The organism is Burkholderia territorii (assembly GCF_001718335.1).
GTDB classification, from domain to species: Bacteria; Pseudomonadota; Gammaproteobacteria; order Burkholderiales; family Burkholderiaceae; genus Burkholderia; species Burkholderia territorii.
Genome location: NZ_CP013366.1, coordinates 1,198,780 through 1,213,648 on the forward strand (window position 1 = coordinate 1,198,780; position 14,869 = coordinate 1,213,648).

General features: G+C 66.3%; 5 protein-coding genes. 3 read left to right on the forward strand and 2 right to left on the reverse strand.

Annotation, left to right across the window (positions count from 1 at the left end):
• Positions 1-13: 13 nt before the first annotated feature.
• A complete protein-coding gene (locus tag WS51_RS16255; RefSeq protein ID WP_069229442.1) occupies positions 14-1,390 on the reverse strand; it encodes an MdtA/MuxA family multidrug efflux RND transporter periplasmic adaptor subunit in 1,377 nt (458 codons plus the stop codon).
• 251 nt (positions 1,391-1,641) lie between these two features.
• A complete protein-coding gene (locus WS51_RS16260) occupies positions 1,642-2,466 on the reverse strand; it encodes an IclR family transcriptional regulator (RefSeq protein ID WP_059451645.1) in 825 nt (274 codons plus the stop codon).
• Between the two features lie 754 nt (positions 2,467-3,220).
• Here WS51_RS16260 and WS51_RS16265 point away from each other — a divergent pair.
• The 3 genes from WS51_RS16265 to WS51_RS16275 all read left to right on the forward strand — a co-directional run bounded on the left by WS51_RS16265 (position 3,221) and on the right by WS51_RS16275 (position 14,713).
• Positions 3,221-4,789 carry a multicopper oxidase domain-containing protein gene (locus tag WS51_RS16265; protein WP_059502787.1) on the forward strand — a complete coding sequence of 523 codons (1,569 nt, stop codon included), beginning with the start codon at positions 3,221-3,223 and terminating at the stop codon, positions 4,787-4,789.
• An 85-nt stretch (positions 4,790-4,874) separates the two neighbouring features.
• Positions 4,875-6,407, forward strand: a complete 1,533-nt coding sequence (locus tag WS51_RS16270; RefSeq protein WP_230944435.1) for a multicopper oxidase family protein — start codon at positions 4,875-4,877, stop codon at positions 6,405-6,407.
• A gap of 17 nt (positions 6,408-6,424) precedes the next feature.
• On the forward strand, positions 6,425-14,713 hold the full coding sequence (locus WS51_RS16275; RefSeq protein WP_081333576.1) for an Ig-like domain-containing protein: 8,289 nt from the start codon (positions 6,425-6,427) through the stop codon (positions 14,711-14,713).
• Positions 14,714-14,869: the final 156 nt, after the last annotated feature.

Here is a 14,869-nt window from a genome sequence, read left to right on the forward strand (position 1 = left end):
AGCGGCCCGCGCGTTACTGGGCCGCGGGGGCCGCTGCCTGCGACGCGCCGTGCTTGTGTCCGCCGCGGTGGGCGGCCGTACCCGATGCGCCCGATGCGCCGGACGCCGCGCCGGCGCCATGCGCACCGGATGCGCCTTTCGGCTTGTCGGCCGGGATGGTGATCTTCGCGCCTTCGCGCAACCGGTCGGAGCCGTCGGTGACCACGCGCTCGCCGATCGCGACGCCGCTGACGATGCTCGTGCGCTCACCGTCGACCGGGCCGGTCGTGACCTTGCGCACCGTCACCGTGTTGTCGGGTTTCACGATGTATACGAACTGGCCGATCGAGCCCGTCAGCACGGCGGCGGTCGGCACGATCGTCGCATTGCGCATCACGTCGACCAGCAGCCGCGTGTTCACGAACTGATTCGGAAACAGCAGGCCTTCCTTGTTGTCGAAGGTCGCGCGCAGCTTGACGGTGCCGGTGCTCGTGTCGATCTGGTTGTCGAGCGTTTCGAGCGAACCCGTCTCGAGCGGCACCGTGTTGTTGCGGTTGTACGCGGTGACCGACAGTTTCCGGCCCGCGTTCACCTGCTTGAGGATTTGCGGCAGGTTGTCCTCCGAGGTCGTGAAGATCACGCTCATCGGCTGCAGTTGCGTGATCACGACGATGCCGTTCGTGTCGCCCGGCGTCACGTAGTTGCCGGGGTCGACCTGACGCAGGCCGACGCGGCCCGACACCGGCGCCGTGATGCGCGCATACGCGAGGTTCAGTTTCGCGGAATCGATCGCCGCCTGGTCGGTCTTGACCGTCCCTTCGTATTGCTTGACGAGCGACGCCTGGGTGTCGACCGTCTGCGACGCGATCGAGTCCTGCGACAGCAGGGTCTGATAGCGCTTCAGGTCGAGGCGGGCCGTCGCGAGCAGCGCGGAATCGCGCGCATGCGTGCCTTCGGCATTCTCGAGCGCGACCTGGTACGGGCGCGGGTCGATCTGCGCGAGCAGGTCGCCTTTCTTGACGATCTGGCCTTCCTGGAATGCGACCGACTGCAGATAACCCGACAACTGGGTCTTGACCGTCACGTTTGCGAGCGGCGTCACGGTGCCGAGCGCGGACAGCACGATCGGCATCTCGCCTTGTGTCGCGGTCGCGACCGCGACGGGTTGCGGAACGTTCGCCATGGCGGCGGGGCCGCCGCGGCCGCGATGGCCGCCGGCGGCACTTGCGCCGGAGGCCGCGCCGCCCGTGGCGGACGCGTCGGCCGGCGTGCGGTTCCACGGGTGCCACCACAGCAAGCCGCCGATGACGACGACCGCGAGCGTCCCGATCGCCAGCGTGCGGCGCGGGCGGCGCGCGGCAGGGGAGGCGGGATCCTTCGAAGGGGGCGTGGGCTTTTGTTGGTTGTCCATCGTGTTCTGTCAGGAAGACGGCGCGGCGGGCCGGGAGTCGGGCCCTGGGGCGGCGCGTGGGCATGCGGTGCCGGTGGGCCGGCTCGGTCCGGGCCCTGGCGATCCGCGCGGGAATTGAAAAGAGCGGTGCGCGCCGCGAATGCGGCGCGACGATGGGCATGATCCTACGTCCCGTCCCCGTTACAGTCCAGTGGCCTATCTTTCAACGGGTTACGGTCGTTACAGAACGCGACAGCGCGATGACGAATCGATTACGCGCCACTGCGCCGGGCCGGTGCGCCGCCGATCTCGCGGGTGATTTTGGCAATGCATTCGTGCAGCGCGGGCACGACGTGTTCCTGCAGCCATTCGGGCGGGCACTGACTGGAAGCGCCGCCGCAGTTCACCGAATAGCGCTGGCCGGACGGACCGACGAAACCGGCTGCGACCGCGTTCAGCCCTTCGCGCCATTCGCCGATCGCGATTGCGTGACCGGCGCGCATCGCGTCCTCGACGCCCGGGGTCAGGCGCGCCGATATGTGCGGCCAGTCGTCGCCGGCCGTCGCGCGCAGCGCGTCGAGCAGCGCGCGGCGCTCGTCGTCCTCCAGTGCCGCGAGATACGCGCGGCCGACCGCGGTGCGCGCGATGTCCATCCGCGAGCCGATCTCCAGGCGCGTGACGAGCACGGCCGAGCGCGGCCGGATCACGTCGATCGCGACCATGTCGAGGCGATCGCGCACCGCGAGGTGCACCGACAGCGACGTGCGCTCGGCGAGTTCGATCATGAACGGCCGCGAGCGCGCGCGGATGTCGAAGTTGCGCAGGAAGCCGTGGCTCAGCTCCAGCACCGATGCGGTCAGCACGAAGCGCTCGCTGTCCGGCAACTGGAACAGGAAACCGGCGCTCACGAGCGTTGCCGTGATGCGCGACACGGTCGGCTTCGGGATGCCCGTCAATTCGGTGAGCTCGCGGTTGCTGACCGGGGCGTCGGCGGCCGCGATGCGCCGCAGCACGGCGAGGCCGCGCGCGAGCGCGGTGATCTCGTCCGGCGACGATTCGCGATCTCGGGGCGCGGGAGGCGTTACAGGTGTCGACACGAGGGATTCTCTCTATTTCCGAAACTCGATTTCAATTTTGTTGGTATTGTAGGATGATTGTCAAAAGATGCATGTTCCATGGGTGAATCGTTCATCGGATGAGATTTTACGGGTTCACCCTTGGTTTATTAGGAAAGTATTCAAATGAGCATCGCCGGAAAGTGAACAGACCGGTGCAAATACCGCTTGACTTGTCGGGCGGAAACGGAAAGAATGTCTCACGTTTTCGAAACATCGTTTCAGGAGTTTAACCGGCGACGGTGTTTCGCGCAGTCTCTCAGGTTCTAGCACGGCCCTCGGAATGGCTAGAACTTTTTTAGCGCCACGGTCTCCGTGGCGCTTTTTTTTGCCCGTTGCCTTTCCTGCGCGGGCCGGCGAGCCCGCCACCCCGGCGCCAACGCCGTCGTTGCGCCACTGCGAAGTCTACCGCGTCACCCGTTATCCCGCCCCTTGCAGCCCCGCTGCGTCGTTCGGCGCCAGCCGGCGATTCCGTCGTTTCGATCCGCTTCGCGCGCCATCGCCGTGCGGCTGCCGCACGCCCGTCATTCAGCGCGAATGCGCGCCGGTCATACGGAAAACGATGCGTGCCATTCGCCGGGGACCCCCTATGCAAAAGTAGGAGGGTGACCCATCCCGGCCCGTCCTGCGTGTCTGCAGAATGCCGGTACGGGCCGTGAAAGCTTCGCGGCTCGCGTCTGCAGCAGAGCATGACGGCCAGCGCGTGTCGCTGGCGGACCCCTTGGATGGAGGTCATATGTTCAGTACCCGCGCGTGTTGCAGCAGTGCGGCGGCACTGTTGCTCCTGATGTGCGCCGTTCCATCGTTTGCACAAACGTTTCGCGTTCAATGTCCGTTCACCACGCCGTCTCATCCGACGGCGCTGCCGGCCGGCAGCGTGGAACCCGCCTACACCGGACCGTCCTTCACCGGGCAGACCTCCGTGCCGACCGGTATCGTCAACGGCGCCATCAAGTGTCAACAGATCTCCGGCGGCGACGGGTACGCCACCATGGCCGACGGCACGCAGACGTATCTGTTTGCCTTCGGCCCGTTGTCCGGCATTGCCGACATCCAGGCCGGCCGCGCCGGTACGGAGTTCGCGGCGGTGTTCAACACGGTCGGCGATCCGAGAACGGATCCGGCCTACAACGGAGCGGTCGGCCTCGTGCCCGACCCGGAATCGTCGCCGCCGGGCCAGTTGACCGGCCATGTGGATCCGCGGGCGATCATGGATATCGGCGTGATGAACGGCAACATGCCGGCGCCCGAGATGGCGATCGACGAGGACGACGAGTTCTTCCTGACGCTCACGAACGTCGGCATGATCATGCGCCCCGACTTGTTCGAGCAGCACACGGTGCACTTCCACGGTTATCCGAATGCGTCGTCGTTCTATGACGGCGTGCCGGATGCGTCGGTGGCGATCAACATCGGTGCCAGCTTCACCTATTACTATCTCGCGCCCGATGCGGGCACCTACTTCTGGCACTGCCACATCACGCCGCCGGAGCACCTCCAGATGGGGATGGTCGGCCAGGTCTTCGTGCGGCCGCGCCAGAACCGGGTGCCGTTCGGCAAGTCGCTATACGCCGCGCTGGTCGCGCAGCAAGGCGATCTTCGCACCCGGTGCGGCAACGACATTCTGTGCTCGACGCCCCTGCCGCCTTCGAACGGCGTGCTGCACGCCAACGACAAGAGCGGCAAGCCGACGCTCTACGCATACAACGACGGCGACGGGTCGACCGCGTACGACGTCGAGTATCCGGTGCAGATACACGGCTTCGATCCGAACTTCCATTTCGTGGGGATGACGTTCAATCCGGAACCGTTCACCGACATGAAGGACAAGTACTTCATGCTCAACGGGCGCAGCTATCCGGACACGGTGACCCCTGGGCCGATGCAGACGCCGGTGGCCGACGGCACGGCGCACGTTTCGCAACCGCTGCCGACCATCATCAACATCCCGGCCGGGGGCAGGGCGTTGCTCAGGATTTCCGATCTCGACGTCACCGAATTCCAGACGCTCGCGTCGCTGGGCGTGAGGATGCATGTGATCGGCGTCAACGCCCGGCTGTTGCGCGACATGGCCGGCAACGACATGACTTACTACACGAATTCGATCACGCTCGGCGGCGGTGAATCCATCGACGTGATTCTGGATGCGAGCGACACGACGATGTACGCGCCCGGGTCGGTCTACTACCTCTACACGCCGAATCTCGATCACCTGTCGAACGACGCCGAGAACTTCGGGGGACTGATGACGGAGGTCCGCATCTGTCCCGCCGCGCTCGACCCGGCTACGAAGTCCTGCATCTAGGAGAAATATCGTGGGCCACTTCACTCATGACATCCGGACCGCAATGCGTACGGGTGCCGGATTGCTCGTACGTCTCGCCGTCGCAATGCTTGCCGTATTGCTCTGCGGGCCGGTTCTGGCCGCCGCGCCGGGCATCACCGGCACGCATTTCGACCTGAGCGCGGAAGCGAGCCGGATCAGCCAGCCCGACGGATCGAGCGTCTATTCGTGGGGCTACGGCTGCCGCACGGCACCGGCGGGATTCTCGCCGGCGGGCATCACGGGCGCGAGTTGCCCCAGCATGCAGATTCCCGGCCCGACATTGATCGTGCGGCAGGGCGACGTGATCACGGTGACGCTCACGAACAACCTGCCCGCAGCGGCGGGCAACACGTCGATCCTGTTTCAGGGATTCCAGGTGTGCGCGGCGGCGCTCAATCCCGACGGCTCGTGTCCGGCCGCGCTCACCGGCGTGCCCGGACTGCTCACGCGCGAGGCGACGCATGGCAACACGGTCACCTACAGTTTCGTTGCGGCCACACCCGGCACGCATGCCTACTACAGTGGCACTCGGGGCGACCTTCAGATCGAGATGGGCCTCTACGGCGCGATCATCGTGTTGCCGACATCGGCGCCGGGCGTGCTTGCCGTGCCGGCAGGGTGCCGCGCCGTCGCCGCGACGCTGCCCGACGGCCAGCCGGACTACCGCAACGCGGCGGCGGCGTACAACCATGGCTCGGCCTGCTACGACCGCGAGTATCTCTTTCAGTTCTCCGAAATGGACCCGCGCATCCATGCGCAGGCCGAGCAGGAGGCCGCGAAGACGTGCGCGTTGCCGACGGGCTGCATGACCGTCGAGACGGAGCCTTATCACCCCGCGTACTTCATGATCAACGGCCGCTCGATGCCCGACGACATGGATCCGAACTACGCGATGCAGTATCCGCATCAGCCCTACAACGGCAATCCGCATATGCACCCCGGCGAGCTGGTGCTGTTGCGAATCATCGGCACGGGCCGCTGGCAGCATCCGTTCCACGAGCACGGCAATCACGTTCGCGTGCTCGCACGCGACGGGAACCTGCTGCTTTCCAAGTCGGACGCGACCAAGGTCGCGGGCCCGTTGCTGTTCACCACGACCACGACGCCCGGCGAAACCCTGGACGGCATCTTCTACTGGACCGGCAAGGGACTCAACTGGGACATCTACGGGCACAAGCCTGGCGACGGCAGCGTCTGCATTCCCGATGCGAACGGCTACTACACCGCCGACCCGAAGGCGCCGAACTATTACGAATGGTGCGCGGACCACAACAAGGCGCTCGAAGCGCATCCGTTCGGAAACGTCGGCAGCGGCGGACCGGTCACGCTGCCCGACTCGCACATCCTGACGAACGGTGCGTGGTATGGCGGCAGCCCCTATCTCGGCCCGGATGCGACGATTCGCGCGACTTCGCCGACCGGCACAACGCCGCCGAGCGGCACGATCGCGAATCCGCCGGGAAGCGAAGCGGGCTTTGCATTCATGTGGCATTCGCACAATGAACGCGAGATCACCACGAACAACATCTTCCCCGGCGGAATGATGATGATGATGCTCGTCGATCCACAAGTCTTCGTGATCAACGAAGGCAACTAGAGGCGGGGAGAACGGAAATGCCATTCATCCAGTTCAAGGCGATGTTCCTCCGCGTGGCGAAGGCGAGCCTCGCCGCGTTCATTCTGCTGGCAGCGAGCGAGGCATCGCTCGCCCAAACCGTGAACCTGACGGCGAAGGCCGTGTCGGCCACGATGCCCGACGGCGAGATCGTGCCGATGTGGGGCTACACGTGCTCGGCGGCAGCCGTGGCGCCGGCCACCTGTGCGGCGGCCAATCCCGGCGCCGGCGCGGGCTGGTCGCCGGTGGTGATCACCGTGCCGTCCGGCGCGACGCTGACGATCAACCTCACGAACAGTCTGCCCGCTTCCGTGCCGACGTCGCTCGTGATCGTCGGGCAGTTGGGCGGCGGCCTCGGCAAGACGGCGACGTCGACCCCGAGCCCGGTGCATCCGACACAGACCTCGACGACCTGGCCGATTGCCGGTACCGGCAGCGGTGCGACGTTTACGCCGCCCGCGCAAGGGCCACGGGTTCAGTCGTTCTCGACCGAAGTGCCTCATGGCGCGACAACAGCGCTGAAGTGGAACAACCTGCGGCCCGGCACCTACCTGATCGAATCGGGCTCGCATCCGTCGATCCAGGGGCCGATGGGTCTCTATGGCGTGCTCGTGGTGCGCACGCCGCCGGCGAGCGTGACGTCGCGACCGGTCGCCTATCCGGGCGTGCAGTACGACGCCGACATCCCGCTCGTACTGAGCGAGATCGATCCGCTGCAGAACGCGGCAGTCGCCGCGGCTGTCGCCACTGCCGGCTTCAGCGAAACCAAGGTCTGGTCCGGCCTTTCTGGTGGATGTGGCGATTCGCATTCCTCATCGTTCGGCACCTGCTATCCGCCGGCCGTGAACTACGATCCGCGTTATTACCTGATCAACGGCGTCGCGTTCGATCGTACGCATCCGGACCGGTCGTCGTTCCTCGCAACGGCGCCCGTGTCGACCGGCCAGGTTCTCCTGCGCTTCGTCAACGCGGGCCTGCGGATGCACGTGCCGTCCGTGGTCGGCGCGCAAAGCGGCAACCCGGCGGTCTCCGGCTTCACGCTCGTCGCCGAGGACGGCAATCCGTTGCCCGGCAATCCGCGCGTGCAATCGTCCGTGTTCATGGCGGCCGGCAAGACTTACGACGTGATGATGAACGCGCCGGGCGTGAATGCGCCCGCGCTGCCGGTGTTCGACCGGCAACTGAGCCTGTCGACCAACAACCAGCGCGACGGCGGCATGCAGGCGTATCTCAGCATCAACAACGGTGCGCTTCCGTCTGTCGGCGCGGCCGGCCAGAACGTGGTCGCCAATCCCGACAAGTACTTCCTTGTGGCAGGCAACACGCTGACCGTGGCGGACCCCGGCAAGGGCGTGATCGCCAACGACGTCGGCGTCTATGGCGTGCAGCTCCTGACCAAGCCGGCCAACGGCACGGTGACGCTGAACCCTGACGGCACGTTCAGCTACGTGCCCAAACCCGGTACGACTTCCGACAGCTTCGTGTATCAGGCGAACGGCAATCCCGCGGTCACCGCGACGGTGACGCTGGCCCCGTGCACGCAAGCTGCCGGCTGCCTGTCCGGTCCACCCGTCGCACACGACGACAGCTACACCAGCAACATCGCGTCGCGGCTGCAGATCGGCGCACCCGGCGTGCTCGTCAACGACACGGACCCGAGCGGCCTGCCGCTCGCGGCGGTCGTCGTGCCGAACAGCGCCAGCGGCGGCACGGTCGCGCTGAACGCGGACGGCTCATTCAGCGTGACGCCGGCCGTACCGCCGGTCGGCGGCGCGACCGCCGGCGTGACCTTCAAGTACACGGCCGTCAACTCGCAGAACACGGCGAGCGCGCCCGCGACCGTTACCGTCAGGTTCAACGGCGGCAGCGGACTCGCCGTCAAGGTCCTGGACGCGCCGAGCGCGGCCCCGGGAAAGACGCCCGTGCAGCTCACCGACTACCGCTGGATCATCGAGGAAGACCGCACGTTCCAGATCGACCCGGCCTGCCAGGTGAACACGACGCCGCGCCCCGCGAACTGCCCGCCGCTGCCGGTGCCGAGTCTGGGCACCAGCTTCCATTCGAGCTACATGCCGGTGGTCGCGGCGGGTTGTGTCGGCACGGTGGCGTGCGAGTCGGGGCAGACGGTGTTCGATCCTGCCACCAACACGCATGTGCCCGCGGTATGCGACGTCGGCGACGGCGCGTGCCGTACGAATGCCGCGCAGCAGGTGCCGGTCGACCCGAGCCAGGTTTCGCTCGATCCGACCAAGCATTACTACATCTCGATTCTGCCGGGCGACGCGGGCAACAGTTTCTCGAGCGGAGCGGGCGCTCCGCAGCCCGTCGACCCGAACAACCCGACCGGGGCGAAGCGGCAGTTCGACATTTCGAAGGATTGCCCGTCGGGCCCCGGCGGCGCGGATTTCGCGCCGGGCACGGGCACCTGCGGTCACACGATGGGTGGCGCGCCGATCGCGCCGGGACAGAAGAGCGTCAACGTGCTCGTGCAGGAGACGCCGTTGCAGACCGCGAAGATATCGGTATTCGTGTTCGAGGACGATGCACCCGTCAATGGCGAAGTGGACGTGAGCGGCGGCACCGACAGCTTCGGCACCGCGCATGAGCCGGGCCTCGGCGGGTTCGAGATCAAGCTGTTCGACGACGCCGGCGGCACCGGCGACGCCACCGGGCAGATGACCTACGACATGTTCAACATGCCGCTGTCGAATTCGCTGCAGGGCACCGTCGATCCCGCCACGGGCCTGAACGCCTGCCCGATTTCGACGACGTCGACCGACGGCCTCGTCGGCATGATCCCGACCTGCCCGAAGTACGAGTCCGACGGCAAGACGTTGTCGCCGCTGGTCGGCCAGGCAGTCATCGCGAACCTGATGCCGGGACGCTATGGCGTCGTCGCGACGCCGGGCGCGGATCGCACCGGCCGCGGCGAGGAATGGCTGCAGACCAACACGCTGGACGGACAGAAGGCGCACGACGCATTCATCAAGGTCGGCGGTCCTTCGTACTTCCAGGAGTTCGGGCCCGCCGGCTTCCACGTGTCGATCGGTTTCGCGAATCCGAAGATCATCAACGACCGGCTGCCGCTGGTGTGCGCCGGCGCGACCTGCAACAACTCGCTCGCGGGCCGGATCACGAATCTGCACTACAGCCGTCCGCCGAACGAGAACCTGTACGGCTCGGGCTCGCGCGATTCGCTCGGCTTCACGCAGTGCTACGTGAGCGTCGGCGACACCGACGGGGAGGACATCGCCTTCACCAAGTGCAATCCGGACGGCACGTTCAAGATCAGCGGCCTGCCGGACGGCACGTTCCGCATCACGGTCTTCGATCAATGGAACGACCAGATCGTCGACGGGCTGGCGACGGCGACGCAATTGAAGGGCGGACAGTCCAAGGACCTCGGCGACATCCCCGTGCTGCAATGGCATACGAATCTGTATACGCGGACCTTCTTCGACCAGAACGGCGACGGCGTCTCGCAGGACAACGAGCCCGGGCTCACGCTCGTGCCCACCAACATACGGTTCCGCGACGGCAGCTATTCGAACTTCAACAACACGGACCTGAACGGCTTCGCCGGATTCAACGAAGTGTTCCCGCTGTTCAACTGGTATGTGGCCGAAGCCGACACGACGCGCTACAAGCAGACGGGCGTGCACGTGGTGTATGACGCGGGCGGGCCGGTCGACGGCACGCCCGGCGGAGGCACCTCGAACATCGCGGCGAATTTCGCCAACACGGTCGAATCGCCGACGGCGCATCTGCCGACGAACCTGCGCGTGCCGGGCGCCCGCTACTGCAACGATGCGGACTGTACCGACCAATCGGGCACGAACCCGTCGACCGCGCGGATCGACCCGCCGTGGGTGACGACCGAAGGCTGGCAGGGCTTCTCCGGCCAGAATTCGTTCATCGAATTCGGCAAGAAGCCGTACGGCCCGACCGAGAACGGTGGCATCAAGGGCGAGGTGATCTACGCGTCGACGCGGCCGTTCGACGACCCGGCGCTGCTCATTCACACGAGCTGGACGCCGAACATTCCGAACGTGACGGTCAACCTGTACCGGGAAGACACGGCGCCGGACGGCACGACGACGCTCGCGCTCGTCGATACGACGAAGACGAGCAGCTGGGACGACTGGGCGCAGGGGTTCCGCACCGACGGCATTCCGAACATGAACTGCCCGGGCCAGGAGACGAGCGACCCGTTCTTCTTCACGCTGAAGGACAGCCCGCAGTGGCTGGATCCGACGCATCGCGCGTTGCCCGCGCATTCGCAATTCAAGTGCTATGACGGCATGCATGCGTTCAACCAGGTGCAGCCCGCGCCGTACGACGGGATGTACCAGTTCCCGAGCGTGACGACGCGCGATCCGTCGACGGGCCTGCCGACCGGCACGAACTGCAAGATCTGCGTGGCGAATCCGTCGGGCGACGGCACGCGGATGCTGCCGACCGGGAAATACGTCGTCGAGGTGGTGGTGCCGCCGGGCTACGAGCTCGTGAAGGAGGAGGACAAGAACATCCTGATCGGCGACAACTACATCGCCCCGGTGACGCAGCAGTTCGGCGGCCTCGGCAACATCTTCATCCTGCCCGACCAGGCGGCGATGAATTCGACCTTCAACCCGAACAACGCGCAGAACCCGACGACCGACCTCGGTTCGACGCCGCGGCACGAAGGCGATACGGGCAGCGTCGAGACGTTCTGGCCGTGCGTCGGCGCATTGCGCATCGTGCCGGACTACATCAGCCTGTTCCCGGGCTCGAAGGAGGTCGCGCCGTTCGCGGGCGCGTCGCGGCATCTCTGCGACCGCAAGGAGGTCACGCTCACGAACGAAATGTCGGTGCTCGCGAAGTTCTGGCTGTTCAGCTCGACCCATGTTGCCGCGCACTTCACCGGCTTCATGCTCGACGATTTCTCATCCGAGTTCGATCCGTACTCGCCGCAGTTCGGCGAGAAGTTCGCGGTGCCAAACGTGCCGATCTCGATGAAGGATTTCGGCGGCAATGAAGTCGCGCGCATCTATTCGGACTCCTGGGGCATCTTCAACGGGCTGAACTATTCGACGTGGCAGGTCAATCCGCCGAATCCGACCGGCTACGCGCCGACGATGATGGTCGCGTGCATGAACGATCCCGACATGCCCGACCCGGCGCATCCGGGCAAGACGATCCGCGATCCGTTGTTCAACCCGGCATACAGCCAGTTCTGCTACGAGATTCCGTTCATGCCCGGACAGACGCAGTACATGGACACGCCGGTGGTGCCGGTGCAGGCCTTCGCGTCCGGCTACAACCCGCCTGACTGCGCGTACCCGGACGGCACGCCCGCGATTGCCAGCGTGACCGGCGACGCGAGCGGCGGCGGCGCGGGCCCGTGGGTCAGCGCGGTCGGTCACCCGCTGACGATCAAGGCGCTCGGCGATCAGACCGTGGCGAACAACGCGTACAACGGGCCGGCCGCGACCGCCACGCCGTTCAACCAGAAGTTCGTCAAGCGCCATTACGGCTTCGGGGCGGCGCAAGGCAAGGTCACGATCGGCGGCAGGACGGCTGCGGTGCAGTCATGGACCGATTCGGAGATCCGCGTCGTCGTGCCGCCGCTCATCGGCTCGAGCTGCACGGTTCAGCAGCGCGGCGTGCTGACGCCGACGTCCTGCGGCGAACTGGTCGTCACGACCGCCAGCGGCAAGAACTCGATCGACACGGTCACCGTGACGGTGGGCGGCAAGGCGCCGACTTACGTGAACGGCGAGAACGCGACCAACGACGCGATCCAGACCGCGATCGACAAGGCGACCCCGGGCGACCTGATCATCGTCGGTCCGGGCACCTACAACGAAATGACCGTGATGTGGAAGCCGGTGCGGCTGCAAGGCGTCGGCGCGCCGTCGGTGGTGATCAATGCGAACACGCATCCGTCGGGCAAGATGGACGCGTGGCGCAGGAAGGTCGACTGCCTGTTCGGCGTCGCGATCAACGGCGCGATGATTTCGTCGTCGAACCCGTACGACCCGAGCGGCACGTACACGTGCCCGACGGCGATGCAGCGCAAGGTCGACCCGATCCCGCTCGAGCCGACCGTGGGGTGGGACTCGACCCTGAACGGCAATCTCGGCGAAATGCTGCTCGAGCCGTCGCTGATGGGCGCCTACGAAGGTGCCGGCATCACGGTGCTCGGCAAGGGCGTGCGCGACGTGCTGGTGGGCGGCGTGCCGCAGCCCGACCCGAACTGCGTCGCGAACGGCATCTGCGTGCCGCTCACGGGCCCGAGCGCATTGCGGCCGAATCCGCCGGACTGCGCGAATTATCCGAGCAACTTCCTGTGCAATCCATCGCGCATCGACGGCATCACGGTCACCAACAGCTCGCAAGGCGGCGGCGGGATTTTCCTGCACGGCTGGAACCACCTGATGGAGGTGTCGAACAACCGCGTGTATTCGAACGCCGGCACGCTGTCAGGCGGCATCTCGGTCGGCCAGGTCGAAGTGCCCGACGGCACGATCGCGGCCGACGGCATCACCGAGCTTCCGTTCGGCTTCAACAAGGCCGTGAACGTGCACCACAACTCGGTGACGTCGAACGCGTCGTACGGCGATGAAATCAATTCGAGCACACCGTCATCGGCCGGCGGCGTCGTGTTCTGCTCGGGCGCCGACAACTACCACTTCAACTACAACTGGGTGTGCGGCAACATCAGCAGCGGCGACGGCGGAGGCGTCGCGCACTTCGGCTTCAGCTATGCCGGCGACATTTCGCACAACTGGGTGCTGTTCAACCAGAGCAACAACCCGACACTGCCGACCTATGGCGGCGGCATCATCGCGCAGGGCGTGCCGCCGGACGGCACCTTCTGCGAGAACTCGACGGTCGACGTGGACTGCGCGCCGCAACTGTCCGACGGTATCGGGCCGCAACTGGTGATCGACGGCAACCTGATCATGGGCAACACGGCCGAGAGCGGCAAGGGCGGCGGGCTGCGGCTGCAGGCGGTGAACGGCACGGACGTGCAGCGCAGCCCGGGCAATGCGGCGAACTGGTACGCGGTCCGGGTGATCAACAACATCATCGCCAACAACGTCGCGGGCTGGGGCGGCGGCGGCGTGTCGCTGCAGGATGCGGTGCGCGTGAGCTTCGTCAACAACACCGTGATGTCGAACGACGCGACGGCGTCCGCCGGCGTGCTGTTCAACACGGACGCGGCGACCCAGGCGAACGTCGGGCCGCCGAACTGCACCACGGTCGGCTCGCAAACGACGTGCAACCCGATCACGACGTCGACATACCAGCCGGCCGGGCTCGAGACCGCGCGGCATACGGCGAACTTCGTGACGGCGTTCACCGCCGCCGGGGTGGCGTGTCCTGGGGGGCTGTCGAACTGCACGACGTTCTCGAACCCGGTGCTGACCAACAACGTGTTCTGGCAGAACCGCACGTTCTTCATCACGGTGTCCGGGAAGAACCCGAACATCCCCGGGATGCAGAACACGGTGACGTTGAACCCGACGTTGAACCAGGCGGGGCATGCGACAGGCTATTGCGATCCGCACGCGGTGTATTGGGATATCGGCGCGTATGGCGACACCGGCCCCGGCAACCATCAGTCGGGCCTTATGCTGAGCCCGCGGTATTCGATCCTGACGGATGCGGGTGACTACCCGGGCGCGAACAACAGCGGGGCCAACCCGGCCGTCGTGAGCCAGTATTGCAATGGCGCGCGCGTGCCGCCGGAAGGAGGCGGAAACGGGTTCGCGGTGCCGCCCGGCATCTCGGACACGGTCTTGCCGAACCCGCTGTTCTCGCTGCTGCCGTCGGCCGTGCCGGATGAGGGCAATCAGTGGATCAACATGTCGTACGGTCCGTTGTCGCTGTTCAACATGTCGATCGTGCCCGGCAGTACCGGTTACGGTGTATTGCTCGGCAACTACTCGCCGCGCGCAGGTTCGCCCGCGATCAACGCAGGAACGCCGACGGGTGCGCCGAATCATGACTTCTTCGGCACGACGCGTCCGCAACAGGGGAAGTACGACATCGGTGCGGTCGAATTCCTGCCGGCCGGCATCTTGGGCGGCCTTCCGATCGATCCGCTGGCGCTCGGCACGGCGCTGGCCGACGCCTTGGGCGGGCTGCCGATTCCGCCGCTGGCGGTGCCGACCGTGCCGACCGGCGCGGTGGGTGGCCTGCCGATCGCTCCGCCAGCGGCGCCGATCGCGCCGGCCGGCATCGTGGGCGGCCTGCCGATCGCTCCGCTCGGGCTCGGCACGGTGCCGAATCAACGTTGAAGGGGGGGCCATGAACCGTTCAACTTTGCTGTGCAGGCGAGCGGCGCGTTACGCCGCCGCCTGTCTTCTCGCCGCGGCCGTCGCAGAGCCGGCCGCTGCGCAGCAGGGCGCACCTGCTGCGCCCGGCGCGGGCGCGAGGCATTCGCCATACCGGCC